The organism is Paenibacillus sp. YN15, assembly GCF_003285005.1.
Classification (GTDB): domain Bacteria; phylum Bacillota; class Bacilli; order Paenibacillales; family NBRC-103111; genus Paenibacillus_AR.
On the sequence record NZ_QMFA01000001.1, the window covers coordinates 482663 to 504080 of the forward strand.

Consider the following 21418-nt stretch of genomic DNA (forward strand, 5'->3'; position numbering starts at 1 on the left):
GGGCAGTTATTTGCCCCATGCGTGTTGGGAATAGAGCACAACCTGCTTCACCGACGGGCGGATTTTGCTGTCGCCAGACGGGGTGTTATCCTCCTTGGAGGGTTTGGAGTTGACCTCCAGCAGCCATACCCGGCCTGCCGCATCTACAGCCAAATCCACTCCCAGCTCGGCAAAATGTCCATCGATGGTGGAATCCACACTTTTGGCAATGGACAGGGCGGCAGTCCGCAGCTTGGTATTCACGCTTGCCCGTACCCCTGAAGGCAGATTGCTTCGTGCTACTGCCTCCGAAACCGGGCTTAGGGTCCCGCCCCGGGCCAGATTGGAGACAAAGGTATTGCTGGCGGCTACTCTGGCCACCACCGAGGTGACGGCCCATTCGCCGTCGCCGTTCTTCTGCACCAGCGCGCGGAAATCCACCGGACGTCCGCCGGTTTCCATGAGGCGGAGCCCCTGCTGAATCTGATAACGGCGCTGCTTCATTTTTCCGGAGATGCTCTGGAACAGCTGGGTCAATGTCGGATAGTGCTGGCGCTTTATTCCGCTGAGACTGCTGAAGGAGCATTGATACCCGCCGCCTTCCGGCTGGGAGGAGATGCGGATGATGCCTTTGCCCAAGCTGCCGGTAATGGGTTTGAGGAAAACGGTGTTGTATTTTTTGCACATGGACTTCAGCATGGCGAAATTCTTGAACAGGTAGGATTCCGGAAGATAGGCATGCACGCTTTTTTCCTTGCGCAGCGCTTGAAACACCTCGGTTTTGTCCAGATACTTCTCATTGAAGGCTACCGACCCGTAGCGGGCCTTGAGATCGCGCATGAACTGCTGCACCTGGGGTTTATTTTCCAGCTTGCGGGAGGTTACGCGGTTATACATCACATTGGGATACGGGAATGAGGATTTAACCCAACGCCCCTCCGACAGCATCCAGCCCCGAAGGTCGGAGTTCCCTGTGATGTCATTAGGCGTGAAAAAATAAGCCATTCCTCCGTGAAGCCTGCAAGCCTCCGTCAATTCCGCGCAGAAGGCGGTCATGGCCCCGAAGGGGCGGTCCGGAGCTTGGGTGTACACCCGGCTCATGAGCACTCCGATCAACGGGCCGATATGAAGCGTGCGGGAGGCGGGATGATAGGAAACGCACAGCTTCGTGCCATGTGGGATGGCGAGGCTTGCGGCCAGATGCGCGCTCATGCGCAGCGAGGCCTGGTTGGATTGGACAATGCGGACCTCCTTTCGGGTGGACCCGAATCGAAGCGTCACGGGTTCACGAAGCGGCAGCTTCAGCTTTTTTAGGAAGCCCGCCCCAATGGCAATGTGTTCCTCCGGGTGAGCGCTGCCGAATTGCAGATACACTGGCAGCTTGATTTTGGCCATATGGAAATCTCCTTCCCGGCTCCTTGTAGTATCGCGTATGAGAACATGAGAACTACTCCATCATATGAGGGCATTTGCCCCTTTGTGATTGGATAGCGCCCATCTTGCCCCTCTCTGTCCGGTGTTTCAGGCGCCCTCCCTTCGGGAAAAGGCAGGAAGCCGGCTATGGACAAGACGCATATCCTGCGGTTCGTCCTCATAGGCTGTAATAAAAGCAGGAAGGGCAACCCCGGCAGTGTAAGGGCTAACCGATGGATGCCAATACGGCCGGGAACGATGGGAAAAGGGGAGAAGGAAACATGCCATTTTGGAAGCATCTATTGTATTTAGGCATTGCCGGGGGCATGCTGCTGTACGCTGTGCCGCAGCTGGCGGTTGGGGAGGGGCTCGGCGCAGGGCCGGTGTTCGGTACGGTTTGGCTCTGTTTTGCCCTGCTGGTCATCGCCGCGCAGCTTCATGAGCTGTTGGGCGTGGATGCCAAGAAACGGGAGCGGCTGCGTCAGGTGAAAAGGATGAGGAAATTCCGGCTGCAGCGGAAAACGGAAGCGTTGGCCAACCGGTATGGAAAAGGGGCGTAACGCGCTGTTGTAAAGGCCGGAACCCATTATGAAGGCTTTGAAAGCCCATTTGCAGCCCGTCGGGAAACCGCCGGGTTTTTTTTCATGAACTTTCCGCGCGGCGGCAAACATGTTTATTCGGGGCTATCGTTTTTCCTATTGTCGCAGAAGGGGATTCTATACTATAATGAGGACAATAACAGTATGGTACAGAATCCGGATTTGAGGTGTAACAGATGACGAATATCTCCCAGGATGATTCGCTTACCAAGCATGAACAGATACTCCGGTATATCGAAAGTCTGAAGGTCGGCAACAAAATTTCCGTCCGCAAAATCGCCAAGGACATGGAGGTTAGCGAGGGCACTGCTTACCGCGCCATCAAGGAAGCGGAGAACCAGGGACTTGTCAGCACCAAGGAACGGATCGGCACCGTAAGGGTGGAAAAGAAGCAGCGCAACAATATCGACAAGCTGACCTTTGCCGAAGTCGTGAATATTGTGGATGGGGTAGTTCTGGGAGGGGCCCAGGGCCTGGAGAAGACTCTGAACAAATTTGTCATCGGCGCCATGCAGGAAGAGGCCATGATCCGCTACATCGAGGAAGGCAACCTGCTGATCGTCGGCAACCGGGAAAAAGCCCACATCTTCGCCCTCCAGCTGGGAGCGGCGGTGCTGATTACCGGCGGCTTCGACACCTCCGACGAAGTGAAGCTGCTGGCCAACAAGATGGGCCTGCCCATTATTTCCAGCAGCTACGATACCTTTACCGTGGCCTCCATGATCAACCGGGCCATCTATGACCGGCTTATTAAGAAGAAAATTATGCTGGTGGAGGACATTCTGCCCTCCCGCGGCCAGGTTTCCACCCTCAAAAGCTCCCATACGGCACAGGATATGCGGGAGCTGATCGAAAGCTCCGGCCACAGCCGTTTTCCCGTGGTGGACGAGTGGAACCGGGTGGTGGGGGTGGTCACCTCCAAGGATATGCTGGGCGCTCCCGCCGAGCAAACCATCGACAAGCTGATGACCCGCAATCCGCTGACCGTCTATATGCAAACCTCTCTGGCCTCCGCCGCCCATCTGATGGTGTGGGAGGGGATTGAGCTTCTGCCGGTGGTGGACGCCAACCGGAAGCTCATCGGCGTCATCAGCCGCAAGGATGTGCTGAAGGTGATGCAATATGTCCAGCGCCAGCCCCAGGTGGGGGAAACCTTCGAGGATCTGATCTGGGCCGGATTTGAAGAGTACCGGGATGAGGAGGGGCGGCTTTATTTCCGCGGCACGGTTACACCGCAGATGACCAATCATCTGGGCTCCGTTTCCGCCGGAGTGCTGACCACCCTTTTGAAGCAGAGCGCCGTCCGGGCTGTTCATGAAAGCAAAAAGGGCGACATGGTGATCGACAACATGTCCACCTATTTTCTGCATCCTGTCCAGATTGAAAGCCAGATTGAAATCCGGCCGCAAATCATTGAGATCAGCCGGAAATTCGGCAAGGTGGACGTGGAGATGTTCTACAACGGCCAGATTGTGGCCAAAGCCATGCTGACCGCCCAGGTCTTTGACCAGTAGGAGGGCGCGGGGATGAAAATCAGGGAGGACTATACCTGTCCGCTGGAAATTGCCCATGATATTATGAAGGGCAAATGGAAGCCGATTATTCTCTTCCAGCTCCAATGGGGCCCTGCCTCCTTGTCCGCTCTGGAGCGCAGCATCGCCGGGATCAGCCAGAAGATGCTGCTGCAGCAGCTGAAGGAGCTTCAAGAGTTTGGTCTGGTGGACAAAAGCTCCTTTGAAGGCTACCCGCTGCGGGTGGAGTATACGCTAACGCCGGACCGCGGGCGGAGGATGCTGGAAGCCGTGCGGATCATGCAGCAAATTGGCGTGGATATCATGGTGGAGCAAGGCCTGACGGATTTTTTGGACCGGAAGGGGATTGTTTATCCTAAAAAGTAGCGCCGATGATGGGTCCACCCACAAAAAAGTGGGTAATGTACACTCCTTCGCGCCGTCTTTATAATGGGCGTAAATACGGAAGAGGAGGAGTTTCCATGAAGGACAGCGCACTGCTTTTGATCGATATCCAGAATGATTATTTTCCCGGGGGAAAATGGGTGCTTCACCAGTCCGGCGAGGCCGCGGCCAAGGCTGCACAGGCTCTTGCGGCGTACCGCAAGAAGGGGTTGCCGGTGCTTCATATCCGGCATGAAAGTCTTCAGCCGGAGGCGAAGTTCTTCCTGCCCGGCACACCCGGAGCGGATATTCATTCCCTGGTGGAGCCTGCGGAGGGCGAACAGGTCCTGCTGAAGCATGTGCCCAATGCCTTTTCCGGCACAAGCCTGCACGAGGAGCTGCAAGCCGCGGGAATCCGGAAGCTGGCCATATGCGGGATGATGACCCACATGTGCATCGATACCAGCGTAAGGGCTGCGCGGGACCTTGGGTACGCCGTCACTCTGCTGGAGGATGCCTGCGCCACCCGGGATCTGGAATGGCAGGGGGAGCGGATTCCGGCGGATACGGTGCACAAGACTATGCTGGCTGCTTTGAACGGAACCTTCGCCCGGGTTATGCGGGTGGCGCAGTTTCTGGAGATGGGGGGATAACCCTTACCTTGGAATGCAAAATGTGTTATACTGCTTGCAGCAGCGATAGCTCCGGACGCAAAGCATGCGCCGATTGTTCCTTTTTGGGGAACGGTCGGCGTTTTTTTGCGCCTGTGGGCGAAACTGGCGAAAACAGAAGAATGGAGGAGGCTGGAGCAAAACGAAGGGGCGCGGGCCAGTTGTCCGGAGAAACAGCGGCTTGCCGCGGCTCTGCAAGAAGTCGTATCATAAAAGGACAAGGAGAGGGTATCCATGGATGAAACCCGGCAACTATTGCATGCCATTTTGAAAAATCAGGAGCTTACCAACGCCAAGCTTACTGCCACGCAGGACGAACTGCTCCATTTCCGCAAGGAGACAACGGAAAAGTTTACCCAAATTGACTGCAGATTGGACAGCATGGACAGCCGCTTGGACAAGATGGATGCACGAATGGATGAGACCAACAAAGAGCTTGCCGGGTTTAAAGCGGAGACCGCTGAAAACTTCAGGCAGCTTCATGAGCGGATGGACGAGAATGCCTTCGAGCAGAGAAAGGAAAAGCGCCACCGGGAAAGCCTGGAGCGCGACCTGGACAAGCTGACGGAACGGATGGAAAAAGTGGAGGAATATATCGGCTTTGAGCATCAATGAACAAAAGCCCGGCTTGTCCGGGCTTTTATTTGAAGCGGCCGAACAACCCTTAAGCCGGCGGAGGGGCGGATTCGCTGCATGTGATGTAAAGGGTGAATTCCGTCTGAATCACCATCAGGTAACGGACGGAGATTTGATAATTTTTTCCGAATACGTTCCGGTAAACCTTCTTGTCCACTAAATTGGTGAATATATCGGGTGCCTCCCGAACCGCGCTGACCGGCTTGCCGCTGGTCATTTTGATGTCTTCATACACCAGGCGCTCCAGCTCGTTTAGCACATTGGCATCCGCCTTGTCCGCCTCTTTGGAGGAGAATTCCGCCATCACCCTGACCCGGCCGATATATTGCTGGTTCTGCTTATATTTGTTGAGGCCCTCCATGCTGTCCTGGAGGGTTTTGTTCTGGTTGGACAATTCCCCCACCCGCTCATGCAGAATGGACAAATGCTCCTGGTAGACGCTTAAAAACACCGCCGCACCCACAATCATCCCCGCGATAAAAATTCCCGTACCGGACAGCAGGCTCTTGTATCGCTCAAAAGAAGGCACCCGCATCAGTCCATGCCGCCTTTGCAGATCATCCGGATCAGCTCATAAGCCAGCTGCGCCCCGGCAAACGCGCCTGCGAAATAAACAATTTGCTTCACGGCGGGAGACAGATAACCTTCGGCAAAATTGGCTTCGATGACCCGGAACGGGTCGATGGTGCCCCCCACCGCCGCCACCATGGCCCATACCTTGATATTGTCTGCAATGGTCATCATCGTGCTGGAGGGCGGACGCAGCAGCATCGTTGCCCCGATGCCCGCAAGCAGGCTGCCCCCCATTACAATCCCGAAGGCCACAAAAAAGTTCAGCCACAGCTTCCACAAAAAAATCTCCATGGGAATTCCCCTTTCCCCAAACATGACCACTTTATTCCAGGCTACGTGGGTTGTCCCGTATAAAAGAACTTATGCGCGCCGGAGAAGGAATAGAAGAGGGAGGAAGTGTGCGTTGCCCCCTGTATATGAAAATTCGCATATAAAATCTGCAAACGGGCCCAAAAGGGCAATTGTATATGAAAAATCACATATCATTTTGCGGAAATGGCCCAACTGGTCGATTTATATATGAAATTTCACCTATAACTGCCCAAAATGGGCGTGATGACGATTTTATATATGATTTTTGGAGTACACATCCACGTTAGAGGAAATGGAAGGCCTATCTGTCCGCTGCGTGATGCTTTATTTCATGGCAGTCCAGGAGAGGTGTATGCTGTGCGTTACTCATGCGGTAGTCCCCTCACAAAAAAAAGCGAATATGGGTTCGCATTTTCAGGGAACTGTGTTAAAATAGAGGGACCAATAAAGCCGCCGGAGAACGGAATTGCCGAAGCGGCAGGGAGGGTTCAAGTTGAGCGGATTTGTCCATCTGCACGTGCATAGTGAATACAGTCTTCTGGATGGCGCGGCCCGGATCGAGGAACTGGCTGCGGAAGCCGCGAAGCTCGGCATGTCTGCCCTGGCCCTGACGGATCATGGCGCGATGTACGGCGTGGTGCCTTTTTACAAGGCTTGCGTCAAGCACGGAGTGAAGCCCATTCTGGGCTGTGAGCTGTACGTGGCCGAAGGCTCCATGAAGGACAAGCTGTCCCGGCAGGAGCAGCGGACCTGGCATCTTATCCTGCTGGCGAAGAACCGGACCGGCTACGAGAATCTGATGGAGCTGGTGTCCCGGGCCCATTTGGACGGCTTCCATTATAAGCCGCGGGTGGATTTTGCGCTGCTGTCCCGGCACGCGGAGGGGCTGATCTGTCTGTCGGCCTGCCTGGGCGGCGAGGTGGCCCAGCATGTGCTCCATGACCGGTATGAGGAAGCCAAACAAACCGCTCTCCGGTATAAGGAGCTGTTCGGAGACGATTATTACCTGGAGCTGCAGGATCACGGCATGCTGGAGCAAAAAAAGGTGAACCAGGGCATCATCCGCCTGTCCGGCGAAACGGGGATTCCGCTGGTGGCCACCAACGATGTTCATTATCTTCATGCCGAGGATTATGAAGCCCAGGATATTCTGATTTGCATTGGAACGGGCAAGACGGTGGACGACGAATCCAGGCTGAAATTTCATTCCAACCAAATGTATCTGCGCACGGCCGGGGAAATGGAGGAGCTGTTCCATTATGTCCCCGAAGCCTTGGCCAATACCGCAGCCATTGCCGAAGCCTGCAGCCTGGAGCTGGTTTTCGGCCAGTCCATTCTTCCGGCCTTCGAGCCGCTGCCCGAGGGCAGTACGGCTCCCGCCTATTTAATGGAGCTTTGCCAAGAAGGGCTTGCCTTCCGGTACCAGGACAGGCCGGAATGGCAGGACCCGGCGTGGCGGAAGCAGGTGGAGGAGCGTCTTCGTTATGAGCTTGCCGTCATCGAGCGGATGGGATATTCGGACTATTTTCTCATCGTTTGGGATTTTATCCGGTTTGCCCATCAGCAGGGGATTGCCGTAGGACCCGGCCGGGGCTCCTCCGCCGGCAGTCTGGTGGCGTATGTGCTGCGCATTACTGACGTGGACCCGATCCGGTACAACCTGCTGTTCGAACGTTTTCTCAATCCCGAGCGGGTCAGCATGCCGGATATCGATATCGATTTCAGCGATGAGCGGCGGGATGAGGTCATCGGCTATGTGGTCGCCAAGTACGGCCGGGACCGGGTAGCCCAGATCATCACCTTCGGCACCATGGCCGCCAAGGCGGCGGTGCGGGATGTGGGCAGAGTGCTGAATCTCCCTTATTCGGAGGTTGACCGCACGGCCAAAATGATTCCCTTCCAATTGGGCATTACCCTGGATGACGCACTAAAGCTTAATCCGGAGCTGCATAAGCAATATGTGCAGAACCCCCGGATCGGCAAGCTGCTGGATCTGGCCCGGCGCGTGGAGGGGATGCCCCGCCACGCCTCCACCCATGCGGCGGGGGTGGTGATCTCCCGGGAGCGGCTTACCCGCCATGTTCCGCTTCAGGAGGGAACCGACGGCACGCCCCTGACTCAGTTCGCTATGGAGAATCTGGAGGCGGTAGGACTTCTCAAGATGGACTTCCTGGGATTGCGGACCCTCTCCATCATTGAGCGCACCCTGCGCTGGCTGGAGGAGTATACCGGCAAGCCCGTCCGGTTCGGCGAGGTGCCGGACAGCGATCCCGCTACCTATGAGCTGATGAGCCGGGGGGATACCACCGGCGTGTTCCAGCTGGAGTCCGCAGGAATCCGGCGGGTGCTGCGGGATTTGAAGCCCTCCGGCTTTGAGGATGTCATCTCCGTGGTGGCCTTGTACCGCCCGGGACCCATGGAGTTTATTCCCAAATATATTGCCGGCAAACACGGGCAGATTCAGGTGGAATACCCCCACCCCAACCTGGAGCCGATCCTGAAGGATACCTACGGCATCATCGTGTATCAGGAGCAGATTATGCAGATTGCCTCCCGGATGGCGGGCTTCAGCCTGGGTGAAGCGGATCTCCTGCGCCGGGCGGTGAGCAAGAAGAAGCGGGAGGTGCTGGACCAGGAGCGGAAGCACTTTGTGGCCGGAAGCGTCGGGCTGGGGTACACGGAGGAGGAGGCCAACCGGGTCTATGATATGATCGTCCGGTTCGCCGATTACGGCTTTCCCCGGGCCCATGCCACTGCTTATGGAGTGCTGGCTTTCCGCACCGCCTATCTGAAGGCCCACTATCCGGTGTTTTTTATGGCGTCCATGCTGACTGCAGTGATCGGCAGCCACCGGAAGGTGGCGGAGTATGTGGATGATTGCCGGAGATTGGGGATTGCCGTGCTGCCGCCGGATGTGAACGAAAGCGGCGTGGCCTTTACGCCCGTTCCCCGCACGGAGGAGTCGGAGGGGCAGGAAGCCGGCGAAGCTTCCGCCCTGCCCCAGGACAAGCGGGGACGCATCCGCTTCGGGCTGGCCGCCATTAAGAATGTGGGCACCCAGGCCATCGAATCCATCCGCAGGGAGCGGGCGGAAGGCGGGCCCTTCGAAAATCTGCTGGATTTCTGCCGCAGGGTGGACCTGCGGGTGTGCAACAAGCGGGTGATTGAATCCCTGATCCAATCCGGAGCCATGGACTCCTTGCCCGGCCATCGAGCCCAACAGCTGGCGATGCTGGAGGATACGGTGGAGGCTGCCCTCAAGTGGAAAAAAGAGCGGGAGGACCTGCAGCTGCACTTGTTCGGCTTCACGGAAGAGCCCAATTGGCATATCGAATACCCGGATATCCCTCCGTATTCCACCCAGCAAATTCTGGAGCTGGAGCGTGAACTCCTGGGCCTGTATCTCACAGGCCATCCGCTGGATGATTACGAGGAGCGCCTGACTGCCCTTGGTTCGGTTCCCCTTTATCAGCTGGCCGAGCTTCCCGATGAAAGCCTAGCGGTTACAGCCGGCCGTGTGGTAAGCCTGAAGACCATCATCACCAAGAAGGGCCAAATGATGGCATTTGCCGAGGTGGAGGACCGGATTGAACGGCTGGAGCTGGTGCTGTTCCCGGAAACCTGGAAGCGGTTCGGGAATTTTGTGGAAAAAGGAAGCCTGCTCCTCATCGGGGCGAAGCTCCAGCATCAGGATGAGGAGGAGGGCGTCAAGCTTCTGGCGGAGCGGCTTGAGCCCTTGTCCGCGGACTTCCGGCCGGAGCGCTATAAGAACTGGCTGGGCAGAGCGGGGGAACCGCGCCAGGAGCGTCCCGCGGTGGCAGCCGGCTCCCGTGCCGCCCCGCGTACGCCGCGGGTTCAGACGGGGGCGGTGCAGGAAGGGAGCACGGTTTACAGCCGGGAGGCTGGCGGCGGCAGAGGCGGCACGCAAGCTCAAGCGCCGGGCAACACGGCTGGAGGCAAGCCTCCAGGCGCCGGCAGCGGAGCAGCTCCTGCGGCGTCCCGCACCCAGCGGCTTTTTATCAAAATCAGCGAGGATAAGGAAAAGGCCGGAATTCTTCCGCGGCTGGAAGCGCTGCTGAAATCGGCCAAAGGCCCGTTGGAGACAGTTCTCTTCTACGAACGGGAGCAGCGGCTGCTGGCACTGAGCGACCAGTACCGGGTGAGGCCATCGCCCGAGCTGATCGAAAGCATTGACCAGCTCCTGGGGGCAGGTTCGGCGAAGATCAAATGATCCTCGGTCCAGGCCCATGACTAAACACGGAACCTCCCGCATATAATGACCCAACGGCCGGCCGGTCCTTTTTATACCGCCGTTCATCGGGGAATTTGGGGAGGTTTTGTTGTGGGTTGGAGGCGGTCTGCGCATGCGGTTGGGCGCCTGTCGCCGGGGGCAAGGGACATGCCTTGTTGCGATAAATTCTCCTTCTGTGATATCATCCATTATATGGCCCTGATAAGCGCCTTCACTTAAGCCTTTTTTCAATTCGCGGAAAATATGCTTTAGGGAGGAACAACGGCATGTGGACGGTTATCTATATTGCCCCCACCGAAAAAATTGCGGACCGCATCAAGAACAGACTGACGGAAGAGGGATTTCTGGTACAAGTCCGTTCCATCAACATGACCAAGAATCAATACGAAATACTGGTCCCTGAAGGCGAACTGCTGGATGTGCAAGAGGTGCTCAACACCATTTTGCCCCAGCGCGGATATTGACGGCCTGCAAGTTTTAAGTTGAAGGGCCTGCGGCTTAAGCCATGCCTAGGCGATATCAGGCTGAAGAGGTGTATTGCGTGCCAATAAAGGATATCTTCCAAAAGAAGAAATATGCGACTGTTCCGTCTGAACGTACCAAGCGCGAGATTCCCGAAGGACTCATGCATAAATGCGGCAAGTGCGGCAAAATCCAAACCTCCATTGAACTGGACAAAAATCTGAAGGTTTGCACCAGCTGCGGCCACCATTTTATCCTGAGCGCGCTGGAGCGGATTCAGATGGTGATGGATGAAGGGCGTCTGTTTGAATACGACAGCGAACTGACGGCGGAGGACCCCCTGGAGTTTCCGGGATATGCGGCCAAGCTGGAGGCGGCCAGGGAGAAGACCGGCTACAACGAAGCCATTGTTACCGGCGAAGGAACCATCGGCGGATATCCGATTGTGGTGGGTGTAATGACCTTCGAGTTTTTTGGAGGGTCCATGGGCGGGGCAGTCGGCGAAAAGATTGTCCGCGCCATTGAAGCGGCCATCCAGAAGAAATATCCCCTTGTGCTTTTCTCCACCTCCGGCGGCGCCAGGATGCAGGAGAGCCTTCTGTCCCTGATGCAGATGGCGAAGACCAGTGCGGCCTTGGCCAAGCTCTCGGAGAAGGGCGGGCTTTATATCTCGGTGTTGACCGACCCCACTTATGGAGGCGTTTCGGCCAGCTTTGCCATGCTGGGGGATATTATTCTCGCGGAGCCCGGCGCCAATATCGGGTTTGCCGGCAAGCGGGTAATTGAGCAGACCATCCGCCAGAAGCTTCCGGATAATTTCCAGACCTCGGAGTTTAATCTGGAGCATGGACAGGTGGATATGGTGGTTCACCGCAAGGAGCTTCGTTCGACTCTGACGAAGCTTCTGGATATGCATTCCCAGGCTCACGGCTCATCCGCCGCACGCGGCGCCGGGAGAGGCTGACCGATTCAATCAGAGGCGACCATAACCTGTCCGGCCTTTTGTGCGGTTCAGGTTATTTCAGGGTTGGTCCCCATAACCTGTCCGGCTCGGCTTGGCTCAGGTTATTTCAGGAAAGAAAGGAGGGGTTGCGGTTGGCGAGTGAATTGCCTTATGAGCAGCCTCTTGCGGAACTGAGGGGCAAAATCGAGGAACTGAAAAAATTCGGCCAGGAAAAAGGCATCGATTTCACAGATGAAATCAGCCGCCTGGAAGAACGTTATGCCCGGCTTGCCCAAGAGGTTTACGCGGAGCTTAAGGTTCACGAGAAAATTCAAATTGTCAAAACGCCCCAGCGGCCCACGACAATTGAGTATATCCAGGCCATGTTTACCGATTTCCTGGAGCTTCACGGGGACCGTCTGTTCGGAGACGACCTGGCGATTATCGGAGGTTTGGCCAAGCTTAACGGGGTGCCGGTTACGGTCATTGGCCACCAGAAGGGGAAGGATACCAAAGACAACATTGCCCGGAATTTCGGCATGCCCCATCCCGAGGGCTTCCGCAAGGCGCTGCGTCTGATGCGCCAGGCGGACAAATTCCGCCGGCCGATTATTACCTTCATCGATGTGGCGGGAGCCTATCCCGGAGCAGCAGCGGAGGAACGCGGCCAGTCCGAGGCCATTGCCCGCAATTTGATGGAGATGTCCGCACTTGGCGTGCCTGTCATTTGTGTGGTTATCGGCGAAGGGGGAAGCGGCGGCGCGCTGGCTCTGGGAGTCGGCAACCGGGTACTGATGCTGGAGCATGCCATTTATTCCGTTATTTCGCCGGAAGGGGCGGCCTCCATCCTGTTCAAGGATTCGGCCAAGGCTCCGCAGGCGGCGGAGGCCATGAAGATTACCGCCCAGGATATTTTTCAGCTGAAGCTGATCGACGAGATTGTGCCGGAGCCGCCGGGCGGCGCCCACAAGGATCTGGAGCAGCAGGCCGCGGCGCTGAAGGCCAGCCTGTGGAAGCATCTGCAGGAGCTGCAGCTGCTGTCCGCGGATGAGCTGCGGGAAGACCGTTACCGCAAGTTCCGTTCCTTCGGGGCGTACCGGATTCCTCAGCGCCCCCTGATTTCTGCACAAATCGATCCTGCAAAAGGGTAGGAATTTGTCGGATTGGGCAAGATTATAGAGGGTGATGAGGGATTCTATGACAAACATCATAGGCTTCTGCTTCCCCTATAAGGTATTTTAAGTGATGGTAGTTGGGAATCCCTCAAGGGTTTCATATAAATATCCAGGCAATTCGGATACATAAATTTTAGGAGGAACATTAAACCATGCGTAAAACGAAGATTGTCTGTACTATCGGTCCTGCCAGTGAATCCGTTGAAAACCTGACCAAGCTGGTCAACGCCGGAATGAACGTTATGCGTCTGAACTTCTCCCACGGCGATTTCGAAGAGCATGGCGGCCGGATCAAGAATATCCGCGAGGTTGTGAAGAATACAGGCAAGAATGTGGCGATCCTGCTGGACACCAAGGGTCCGGAAATCCGTACCGGCAAGCTGAAGGTTGAGCCCATCGAGCTGGTTCAAGATGAAACCATTATCCTGACCACTGAAGAAATTCTTGGCGACAAAGACCGTATCTCCATCACATATGACAACCTGCCTAACGACGTAAACATTGGCTCCACCATCCTGATCGACGACGGTTTGATCGGTTTGACGGTTACCGATATCAAAGGCACCGAAATCTACTGCCACATCGTTAACGGCGGCACCATCAAGAGCAAAAGAGGCGTTAACGTTCCGGGCGTTAAGATCACCCTGCCTGGCATCACCGAGAAGGACGCGAACGATATCGTATTCGGTATCGAACAAGGCGTTGACTTCATCGCCGCTTCCTTCGTCCGCAAGGCAAGCGACGTTCTGGAAATCCGTGAGCTGCTTGAGAAGCACAATGCCAGCCATATCCAAATCATCTCCAAGATCGAGAACCAAGAAGGCGTGGACAACCTGGATGAAATCCTGGAAGTGTCCGACGGCCTGATGGTTGCCCGCGGCGACCTGGGTGTGGAAATCCCGGCTGAGGAAGTGCCGCTGGTGCAAAAAGCCATGATCAAGAAATGTAACCGCGTGGGCAAGCCGGTTATCACCGCTACCCAAATGCTGGATTCCATGCAGCGCAACCCCCGTCCGACCCGTGCGGAAGCAAGCGACGTAGCCAACGCCATCTTCGACGGCACCGACGCCATCATGCTGTCCGGCGAAAGCGCCGCTGGCAAATATCCGGAAGAATCCGTAAAGACTATGGCCCGCATTGCTGAGCGTGCCGAGTCCGCTTTGGAATACCGTGAAATTTTCCTGAAGCAATCCCAATCCCAACAAACCTCCGTTACCGAAGCCATCAGCCAAGCAGTTGCCAACTCTGCTCTGGATCTGGATGCCAAGGCAATCGTAACAGCCACCGAAAGCGGCTATACCGCCCGCATGGTGTCCAAGTACCGTCCTAAGGCTCCGATCATTGCCGTTACCACCAACCCGCAAGTGATCCGCCGCCTGATGCTGATCTGGGGCGTTATTCCGGTACTGGGCAAGGAAGCCGCCAACACCGACGAAATGATCGAACAAGCTATCGACAGCAGCGTAAACGCCGGTCTGGTTAACGTAGGCGACCTGGTTGTCATCACTGCAGGCGTACCAGTAGGACGCACCGGCACCACCAACCTGATCAAGGTTCACCATGTTGGCGAAATGATCGCCAAGGGCCAAGGCATCGGCACCCTGAACGCTACCGGCAAGGTGGTAACTGCCCGCACTGCGGAAGAAGCCAACGCTAAAGCAACTGAAGGCTGCATCCTGGTTACCGTAACCACCGACAAGGAATATATGCCCGCTTTCGAAAAAGCGGCTGCCGTAATCACCGAAGTTGGAGGCATCACCTCCCACGCGGCAGTAGTAGGCTTGAGCCTGGGCATCCCGGTTATCGTCGGCGTGGAAGGCGCATTGGCCAAGCTGTCCGATGGCACTGACGCTTCCGTATACGCTGAGCTGGGTGTCATCTACTCCGGCAAAGCCAACGTTCTGTAAGATTTAAGTTGACTCCCCAAGAGTCTCCGGTTCGCTGGAGGCTCTTTTTGCATTTGGCCCGGATTTTACAACCGCAGCCTGCTTATCCGGTTCGTTTCAACATTGGCCCGCAGTTTGGTATACTGAAGATAGGATTGATCCGGTACTTCGCGCAAGAACACTCACAAATCCCAGAAAAGAGGCGGTTTACGATGTTATACTCCAACATTCTGCTTGCTTATGACGGGTCCAAGGCTTCCACCAAGGCGTTCCAGCATGCTGTAGCGCTGGCCAAGCTGTCGCCGGGAGCAAAGCTTCATGTGGTGCATGTATATGCCTTCCCGCGGCTTTATATCGGCGAGGCGCTGGCGCCCATTCCCGCTTCGGTGAACAAGGACGTCTATGATGTTGCCGTGGAAACCACGGAGAAAGCGGAGCAGCTATTGAAGGAATCCGGCGTTGACGGCACCGTGGAGCTGATCCAGGGGGGTGCTGCGGAAACCATTCTTGATTACGCCAAAACCCACAGCTGCGACGTCATTGTCATCGGCAGCCGCGGCTTGGGCGGCATTCGTGAATTTGTTCTGGGCAGCGTCAGCCACAATGTGGTTCAGCATGCCATTGTGCCCGTACTGGTAGTCAAGTAAGGGAGACAATAATTATGCCGCTTTTGTTCACACACAAACTCCGTGTCCGTTATGCGGAGACGGATCAGATGGGGGTTGTCTATCATGCCCGCTATCTGGATTGGCTGGAAATCGGGCGGACGGAGATGCTCCGGGAGCAAGGGATGGAGTACCGGACGCTGGAGGAGCAGCATGGGCTGCTGCTGCCTGTGGTGGATGTGAGCATCCAATATTTGAAGCCTGCCCGCTATGATGATGAAGTGCTGCTGACCACGCGGATTGACGGCTTCAACAATGTGAGGCTGGAGTGCTCCTATGAGATCCGGCGGGCGCAGGACGGCGAGCTGCTGGTTACAGCCGCCACCAAGCATGTCTGGGTCAACCGGCAATGGCGTCCGGCCAGAATCGACCGGGCTTGTCCGCAGCTGTATGCGCTCCTGAAGCAAGCGGCAGAGGAAAACTGACATAAGCTTATGCTTACGATGCAGGCTTTCCTTCGGAAAGCCCAGCGGATGCTTACGAAGTAGGCTATCCTCCGGATAGCCCTTAGGAGGAATCATCATGCTGCGATGGCTGCTGGCATTGTTCATACTGCTTCCGGCGCTGGAGCTGGTTTTGCTGATCCAAGCCGGTAAATGGATGGGAGTCGGAGCTACCTTGGCGCTCCTTATACTCAGCGGCCTTTTTGGCGCCTATATGGCCAAGCGGGAGGGAAAGCGGGTATGGGATTACGCCCAATTCCGGCTGGCCAAAGGAGAGCTGCCCACCGACAGCATCCTGGACGGAATCTGTATTTTTATCGGAGGGGCGCTTCTCCTGCTGCCCGGTTTTCTGTCGGACATCGTGGGCCTGCTGCTGCTTCTCCCGTTAACCCGCGGCATCGCCAAGCTGCTTGTGCTCCGGTATATCAGCAAAAGAATCGATCAGGGCAGCATCATCCTGTTCCGCAGATAGGCAGCCGCCATGCAAACAAAAGCCGGATATCCGCGGGGATGTCCGGCTTAAGTGCTCGTGCAAGCGATATGTATTGCGCAGCTTTATCCAGATCTAAACCGGCTCCTTGCCTTTGACGATATACCGCCACACATCCCGGAAGATCCCTGCCTTATGGAAGGTGGACAGGAGAATCAGGGTGACGGGCCCGATAATCAGCCCCAGGAAGCCGAACAGCTTCAATCCTACATACATGGAAACCAGCGTGGACAGCGGGTCCAAGCCGATGCTGGTGGCCAGCACCTTAGGCTCCAGAATTTGCCGGGCAACCACGATAATGGAATAGAGAATGGCCAATCCGATGCCCATATAGAAGTCCTTCTGGATGAACTCCACAATGATCCACGGCACCATGACGGCGCCGGTTCCCAAATATGGCATCAGGTCTACCAGACCGATCAAGAGACCGATGGTGATGGCGTATTTCACCCGCAGCACCAGAAGCCCGATAATGACGAATACGGCAGTGATGGAGATCAGAATCAGCTGGGCCCGCAGGTATCCGAAAAGGGCCTTTTGCAGATTGGTCCAGACGACGACGGTTGGCTTCACAATAAAATCCGGCGAAATGGCCTTCATCCTGGCGGTGAGCTTCCCCCAGTCCTTGCTGATGAAGAAGGCGGCCAAAAGGGCGATGATGATAATCGTGGCCAGACCGGGCAGACTGGTTAACAACGCCACAATACCGTCCAGAATCACCTTCACCATGTAGGAGATGAAATCGGTCACCGTTTTGCCGGAGGATGTCAAATTGGAATTGATGGTGTCCTTGTACACCGGGTTTTGGTTGTAGATATCCATGATGTTGGTAATGAAATTCTGGATGCGGTCGGAATTGATATAATCTGTAAAGAAGGCTTTCCAGGAGTTTAGATTGCTCTGGATAATCAGGGACAGGTCGTTGATTTCCAGCACAATTTTGGTGACGGCCAGGGTGATCAGCCCCGCAGTAATGCCCAGGAACACAACCAGGGTCAAGATGACGGCCAGCCAGCGGGGCATCTTGGTATCCCGCTGTATCGCATTCACGAAGGGATTCATCATGTAGGCGATAACCCATCCCACGAGGAAGGGAATGATCAAGGGTGTGATGAAGTAAATGCCCAGGATAGCCGCCGCCAGCAATAAGGCGACCCACAATCCCCGGAGCAGCTGCGCCAGCAGCCTTCGATCCATAACGGCTTCATCCTTTCAGCGACTTGACGGCAATTTTTCAAAGTGAGCTTTGCACCATTGTACCATGCTTCCGATTTTCACTGCAAAATTTACAAAACGTTAACAATGCGTTAAGGCCAGGCTAACAATTGCAAAAGATAATGGAAACTAGGAGCAACATGCTTTGGTAAACAAGGTCAAACGAAAAACGGAGGCATTCATAATGACCACCAAAAGTCCGGCGTCCAATTACATCAACCGTGATTTGAGCTGGATTGAATTCAACTGGAGAGTGCTGCAGGAAGCCCAGGACAGCTCCTTGCCTTTGCTGGAGCGGGTTAAGTTCCTGTCCATTGTTTCGTCTAATCTGGACGAGTTTATGAGCGTCCGGGTAGCGGGTCTGCAAGACCAGATGAAGGCCAATTACATCAAAAAGGATTTTTCGGGCTATCTGCCCGAAGGCCTGCTGAAGCGCGTGATGAAGCGCACCTACCGGATGGTGGCGGAGCAATACAAAACCTACCGGGAGATTCTGCGGCTGATCAGCAAGGAAGGCATTTTGTTAAGCGATTATGGAGATTTGAATATCACCCAGAAAAAGGCGATGGATCAATATTTCCACGAAATAATTTATCCCGTGCTTACCCCTATGGCGGTGGATCAGTCCCGTCCGTTTCCCCTGGTGCATACCCAGTCCCTGTATCTGGCTGTGGTGCTGACCAAGGAGGGAATGGAGCTGGAGGATGAGCCGTTTTTTGCCATTGTCCAGGTGCCGTCCAATCTGAACCGCTGCATCGCCATTTCTTCCCGGGGCAATAGCAAAAAGCATGAATTTATCCTGATGGAGGACCTGATCCGGGTGCATATCCATACGTTATTCTCCGGCTACACGCCGGTGGCGGTGAACAGCTTCCGGCTGACCCGCAACGCCGACCTGACCTTGAACGAGGAAGGGGCGGAGGATCTTCTGGAAGAGATCGAAAAGGAGCTCCGCCGCAGGCGCTGGGGGGCCCCTGTCCGGCTGGAAGTGGAAAAGGGGATGCATCCGTACGCCCTGGAAATGCTGCGCGAAGAATTTGAAATTGAGGACAATGTGTTTGAAATCGACGGTCCTGTGGACCTGACCTTCCTCATGCGGCTGCAGGGAGCCTTGGAGGGGTTCCAGCATCTGCGCTATCCTGCGCTGGAGCCGGTTTATCCCCGGGAGCTGGACGAGGATGATGTGTTTGAGGTGCTGCGCCGCAGGGATGTGCTGGTGTATCATCCTTACGAATCCTTCGAGGCGGTGACGGATTTTATTGTCCAGGCGGCGGAGGACCCCAAGGTGCTGGCCATCAAAATGACTCTGTACCGGGTCAGCGGGCATTCTCTCTTGGTGCAGGCTTTGGCCCAGGCGGCGGAATCGGGCAAGCAGGTTACCGTAGTGGTGGAGCTGAAGGCGCGGTTTGACGAGGAGCGGAACATTGCGTGGGCCCGGAAGCTGGAGAAGGCGGGCTGCCACGTGGTGTACGGGCTGATCGGGCTGAAAACCCACGCCAAGGTGACCCTGGTGGTGCGGCAGGAGAATAATTCCCTGCGCCGCTACGTCCATGTGGGCACCGGGAATTACAATGACAATACCGCCCGGCTGTATACGGATGTGGGGATTTTTACGGCCAATACCATGATCGGGGAGGATGCTTCCATTCTCTTCAATGAAATTACGGGGTACTCCACCCCCAAGCATATGCAGGCCTTGTCCGTGGCTCCCACCAACCTGAAGAACCGGCTGTTCGAGCTGTTCCGGCGGGAGGCCGAACATGCCAAGGCAGGCAGACCGGCGCGGATTATCGCCAAGATGAACTCCCTGTCCCACCAGGAAACGGTGGACGAGCTGTATGCAGCCTCCCAAACGGGAGTAAAGGTGGATTTGATTATCCGCGGCGTATGCTGTCTGCGTCCGGGTGTAGCGGGGTTAAGCGAGAATGTTACGGTGCGGAGCATTGTGGACCGGTTTCTGGAGCATTCCCGGATCATTTATTTTGAAAACGGGGGAGAGCCGGAGCTTTATATCTCCAGTGCCGACTGGATGAGCCGGAACCTGACCCGCCGGGTGGAGCTGCTCTGTCCGGTATTGGACGAGGCCAACAAGAGGGCGCTGATCAACATGCTGCAGCTCTCGCTGAATGATAATGTGAAGGCAAGGGTGCTGCAGTCCAACGGCATGTATGAAAACAGGCAGCCCGGAGAAGAACCCGAGCTGCGCAGCCAGTTTGAAGCTATGAATGTAGCGTCGTGGAAAAATCGGGAGTTGCCTGAATTTCCGGAAGCAGACCCCACGCCTTCTTGAATTCCTTGGTAATCGCTCCGATTTCCCTGATTTCAATGCCGGGGTTATGGCTGCATTCCAATTGCAGACGAATGCCGCTGGTGCGGGCAATGGCGGTCAGCCGCCGCACCGGCTGGGTTTCGCTGCGGTCCAGGGCAACGGCAAGCTGCAGGAGGGAACCCAAACGCTCCACCAACAGACAATCGGATTCAGTCAGAATGTCCCTGTGCTCCAGGAACAGCTGCCGGGTCCGGTTTTTGTTTTTGTAGGAGGCGATCATGGCCGAGATCAGCACCTCCCGGTGGGACAGCCCGTACAGGCGGGAATGGGCGATAAGATAGAAGGTATGCTTGGGATAATCATAATAAAAGATGGTAATGCCGATCCGGTACAGCAGGCTGGCTACATGCAGATAGGCTCTGCTGCGGATGCTGAGGTGGTGCAGATCCTGAAGGTCGTCGAAGAGCTTCAGGGCCAGCCGGTTGACCTGCTCCACATGCAGAAGCGATACCGAGGGGTGCAGGGACAGCAGGTTGCGGACGCTATGCTCCAGCACATTGGAGAGCTGGGCCTGCCCTGGGTTCAGCACATCATAAAAAAGTCCGTCCCGCAAGCCGCTGCCGCTGACAATATAATGGGAGGCGCCGGAATAGTCGAACACGGCCTGAAGGATCAGCATCCCCGGCACGATAATGTCGGCGCGGCTTCCGGTCATCCCGTCCACCTTCTTCCGCTTCTCCGGCGGCATGGCGGACAAGAGGGCCAGCAGCTGCTCCACCGTCCCTTTTTCCATTTCATACTGGTGAGCCAGGGGGAGGGAATATTTGCGCGCTCTTTGGTCCAGCTTGCCCACCGTCCGGATGGTTCCCCCCAGGCCAATCAGCGGCAGGCCCTGATGGCCCTTGATCCAAGGCTCCTTTTCCAGGCCGGCCAATACCATCTGGCGGATTTTGGCGGCGGTTTCGGCATCGGCCACCCCATCCTTGGTAAACCGTTTGGTGGTATTGACCGAGCCGAAGGGGAAGGACACGCTATGGACCAGCGACCTGCCCAGGAACAGCGACACCTCTGTGCTGCCGCCCCCGATATCAATCAGCAGGCCATCCTGAATGTCCATGGAATTGATCATTCCCAGAAAACCGTAGCGGGCCTCCATCTCGCCGGACAGAATCTCCACATCGATTCCCGTTTCCCGCTTCAGAATGGCGACGATTTCCCCGGAATTGGAGGCATTGCGGATGGCGGCGGTAGCCACAGCCCGGAGGGTGTCCGTATGATGGGCCTGGCAGAGCATCTTGAAATGATTGAGGACTTGCACGATGCCCATGGCATCCTCCGGCTTAAGGGAGCCGTCCTGGCGGATTTTTTCGCTCAAGCGGGCGGACTCCTTGCTTTCGTCGATGACCCGGTAGGCGTCCTTGCCGGATACTTCATAAATCACAAGCCGGACCGAGTTGGACCCGATATCGATAATGCCGATGCGGCTGGTTGTTTCCATCATGGCAGCCCTTTCTATTTTTTCACCTATTGTATCACAGAC

19 protein-coding genes are annotated in these 21418 nt (G+C 56.0%); 14 read left to right on the forward strand and 5 right to left on the reverse strand.

Going from position 1 to position 21418, the window contains the following annotated elements:
• Positions 1-6: 6 nt before the first annotated feature.
• Complete coding sequence (locus DQG13_RS01625; RefSeq protein WP_113017608.1) at positions 7-1374, reverse strand: YheC/YheD family endospore coat-associated protein; 1368 nt, start codon at positions 1372-1374, stop codon at positions 7-9.
• 299 nt (positions 1375-1673) lie between these two features.
• On the opposite strand from DQG13_RS01625, the gene DQG13_RS01630 reads away from it, so the two are divergent.
• The 5 genes from DQG13_RS01630 (at position 1674) to DQG13_RS01650 (ending at position 5172) form a co-directional block, all read left to right on the forward strand.
• Positions 1674-1952, forward strand: coding sequence for a hypothetical protein (locus tag DQG13_RS01630; RefSeq protein ID WP_113017722.1), 279 nt, complete (start codon positions 1674-1676; stop codon positions 1950-1952).
• 215 nt (positions 1953-2167) lie between these two features.
• Positions 2168-3505 (forward strand): DRTGG domain-containing protein, encoded by a 1338-nt coding sequence (locus DQG13_RS01635; protein WP_113017609.1) that lies wholly within the window; start codon positions 2168-2170, stop codon positions 3503-3505.
• 12 nt (positions 3506-3517) lie between these two features.
• Complete coding sequence (locus DQG13_RS01640; protein ID WP_113017610.1) at positions 3518-3889, forward strand: winged helix-turn-helix transcriptional regulator; 372 nt, start codon at positions 3518-3520, stop codon at positions 3887-3889.
• Positions 3890-3984: 95 nt separating this feature from the next.
• Entirely contained in the window at positions 3985-4539 is a 555-nt protein-coding gene (locus DQG13_RS01645) for a cysteine hydrolase family protein (RefSeq protein WP_113017611.1), read from the forward strand.
• A gap of 252 nt (positions 4540-4791) precedes the next feature.
• Positions 4792-5172: a hypothetical protein gene (locus DQG13_RS01650; RefSeq protein ID WP_113017612.1), complete on the forward strand. Its 381-nt coding sequence runs from the start codon at positions 4792-4794 to the stop codon at positions 5170-5172.
• Between the two features lie 49 nt (positions 5173-5221).
• Here DQG13_RS01650 and DQG13_RS01655 read toward each other — a convergent pair whose 3' ends face one another.
• Both DQG13_RS01655 and DQG13_RS01660 read right to left on the reverse strand, forming a co-directional pair.
• Positions 5222-5728 carry a sporulation membrane protein YtrI gene (locus tag DQG13_RS01655; RefSeq protein WP_113017613.1) on the reverse strand — a complete coding sequence of 169 codons (507 nt, stop codon included), beginning with the start codon at positions 5726-5728 and terminating at the stop codon, positions 5222-5224.
• Positions 5728-6057 (reverse strand): YtrH family sporulation protein, encoded by a 330-nt coding sequence (locus DQG13_RS01660; RefSeq protein ID WP_113017614.1) that lies wholly within the window; start codon positions 6055-6057, stop codon positions 5728-5730. Before DQG13_RS01660 ends, DQG13_RS01655 begins: the two co-directional genes overlap by 1 nt.
• A 514-nt stretch (positions 6058-6571) precedes the next feature.
• Here DQG13_RS01660 and DQG13_RS01665 point away from each other — a divergent pair.
• The 8 genes from DQG13_RS01665 to DQG13_RS01700 all read left to right on the forward strand — a co-directional run bounded on the left by DQG13_RS01665 (position 6572) and on the right by DQG13_RS01700 (position 16376).
• Positions 6572-10309 carry a DNA polymerase III subunit alpha gene (locus tag DQG13_RS01665; protein WP_113017615.1) on the forward strand — a complete coding sequence of 1246 codons (3738 nt, stop codon included), beginning with the start codon at positions 6572-6574 and terminating at the stop codon, positions 10307-10309.
• Positions 10310-10596: 287 nt separating this feature from the next.
• On the forward strand, positions 10597-10794 hold the full coding sequence (locus DQG13_RS01670) for a glutamate decarboxylase (RefSeq protein ID WP_113017616.1): 198 nt from the start codon (positions 10597-10599) through the stop codon (positions 10792-10794).
• A 77-nt stretch (positions 10795-10871) separates the two neighbouring features.
• The gene (accD, locus tag DQG13_RS01675) at positions 10872-11756 is read left to right on the forward strand and encodes an acetyl-CoA carboxylase, carboxyltransferase subunit beta (protein ID WP_113017617.1); all 885 of its coding nucleotides are present in this window, start codon (positions 10872-10874) and stop codon (positions 11754-11756) included.
• A 131-nt stretch (positions 11757-11887) separates the two neighbouring features.
• Complete coding sequence (locus DQG13_RS01680; protein WP_113017618.1) at positions 11888-12886, forward strand: acetyl-CoA carboxylase carboxyltransferase subunit alpha; 999 nt, start codon at positions 11888-11890, stop codon at positions 12884-12886.
• Between the two features lie 176 nt (positions 12887-13062).
• Positions 13063-14817: a pyruvate kinase gene (gene pyk, locus DQG13_RS01685; RefSeq protein WP_113017619.1), complete on the forward strand. Its 1755-nt coding sequence runs from the start codon at positions 13063-13065 to the stop codon at positions 14815-14817.
• 191 nt (positions 14818-15008) lie between these two features.
• The gene (locus DQG13_RS01690) at positions 15009-15443 is read left to right on the forward strand and encodes a universal stress protein (RefSeq protein WP_113017620.1); all 435 of its coding nucleotides are present in this window, start codon (positions 15009-15011) and stop codon (positions 15441-15443) included.
• 14 nt (positions 15444-15457) lie between these two features.
• Positions 15458-15886 (forward strand): acyl-CoA thioesterase, encoded by a 429-nt coding sequence (locus tag DQG13_RS01695; protein ID WP_113017621.1) that lies wholly within the window; start codon positions 15458-15460, stop codon positions 15884-15886.
• A 97-nt stretch (positions 15887-15983) separates the two neighbouring features.
• Entirely contained in the window at positions 15984-16376 is a 393-nt protein-coding gene (locus DQG13_RS01700) for an FxsA family protein (protein WP_113017622.1), read from the forward strand.
• Positions 16377-16469: 93 nt separating this feature from the next.
• On the opposite strand, the gene ytvI is transcribed toward DQG13_RS01700, so the two are convergent.
• Positions 16470-17591 (reverse strand): sporulation integral membrane protein YtvI, encoded by a 1122-nt coding sequence (gene ytvI / locus DQG13_RS01705; protein ID WP_113017623.1) that lies wholly within the window; start codon positions 17589-17591, stop codon positions 16470-16472.
• 202 nt (positions 17592-17793) lie between these two features.
• Here ytvI and ppk1 point away from each other — a divergent pair, with 202 nt between their 5' ends.
• Positions 17794-19899 carry a polyphosphate kinase 1 gene (gene ppk1, locus DQG13_RS01710; protein ID WP_113017624.1) on the forward strand — a complete coding sequence of 702 codons (2106 nt, stop codon included), beginning with the start codon at positions 17794-17796 and terminating at the stop codon, positions 19897-19899.
• Here the strand turns inward: ppk1 and DQG13_RS01715 are convergent.
• On the reverse strand, positions 19829-21379 hold the full coding sequence (locus DQG13_RS01715) for a Ppx/GppA phosphatase family protein (RefSeq protein WP_258525406.1): 1551 nt from the start codon (positions 21377-21379) through the stop codon (positions 19829-19831). The genes ppk1 and DQG13_RS01715 overlap by 71 nt on opposite strands.
• Between the last annotated feature and the right edge of the window lie 39 nt (positions 21380-21418).

What these genes read in the sequence shown, in the direction of transcription:
- DQG13_RS01625 (WP_113017608.1), bottom strand. Translation starts at nt 1,374, where the DNA reads ATGGCCAAAATCAAGCTGCCAGTGTATCTGCAATTCGGCAGCGCTCAC.
- DQG13_RS01630 (WP_113017722.1), top strand. Translation starts at nt 1,674, where the DNA reads ATGCCATTTTGGAAGCATCTATTGTATTTAGGCATTGCCGGGGGCATG.
- DQG13_RS01635 (WP_113017609.1), top strand. Translation starts at nt 2,168, where the DNA reads ATGACGAATATCTCCCAGGATGATTCGCTTACCAAGCATGAACAGATA.
- DQG13_RS01640 (WP_113017610.1), top strand. Translation starts at nt 3,518, where the DNA reads ATGAAAATCAGGGAGGACTATACCTGTCCGCTGGAAATTGCCCATGAT.
- DQG13_RS01645 (WP_113017611.1), top strand. Translation starts at nt 3,985, where the DNA reads ATGAAGGACAGCGCACTGCTTTTGATCGATATCCAGAATGATTATTTT.
- DQG13_RS01650 (WP_113017612.1), top strand. Translation starts at nt 4,792, where the DNA reads ATGGATGAAACCCGGCAACTATTGCATGCCATTTTGAAAAATCAGGAG.
- DQG13_RS01655 (WP_113017613.1), bottom strand. Translation starts at nt 5,728, where the DNA reads ATGCGGGTGCCTTCTTTTGAGCGATACAAGAGCCTGCTGTCCGGTACG.
- DQG13_RS01660 (WP_113017614.1), bottom strand. Translation starts at nt 6,057, where the DNA reads ATGGAGATTTTTTTGTGGAAGCTGTGGCTGAACTTTTTTGTGGCCTTC.
- DQG13_RS01670 (WP_113017616.1), top strand. Translation starts at nt 10,597, where the DNA reads ATGTGGACGGTTATCTATATTGCCCCCACCGAAAAAATTGCGGACCGC.
- pyk (WP_113017619.1), top strand. Translation starts at nt 13,063, where the DNA reads ATGCGTAAAACGAAGATTGTCTGTACTATCGGTCCTGCCAGTGAATCC.
- DQG13_RS01690 (WP_113017620.1), top strand. Translation starts at nt 15,009, where the DNA reads ATGTTATACTCCAACATTCTGCTTGCTTATGACGGGTCCAAGGCTTCC.
- DQG13_RS01695 (WP_113017621.1), top strand. Translation starts at nt 15,458, where the DNA reads ATGCCGCTTTTGTTCACACACAAACTCCGTGTCCGTTATGCGGAGACG.
- DQG13_RS01700 (WP_113017622.1), top strand. Translation starts at nt 15,984, where the DNA reads ATGCTGCGATGGCTGCTGGCATTGTTCATACTGCTTCCGGCGCTGGAG.
- ytvI (WP_113017623.1), bottom strand. Translation starts at nt 17,591, where the DNA reads ATGGATCGAAGGCTGCTGGCGCAGCTGCTCCGGGGATTGTGGGTCGCC.
- ppk1 (WP_113017624.1), top strand. Translation starts at nt 17,794, where the DNA reads ATGACCACCAAAAGTCCGGCGTCCAATTACATCAACCGTGATTTGAGC.
- DQG13_RS01715 (WP_258525406.1), bottom strand. Translation starts at nt 21,379, where the DNA reads ATGATGGAAACAACCAGCCGCATCGGCATTATCGATATCGGGTCCAAC.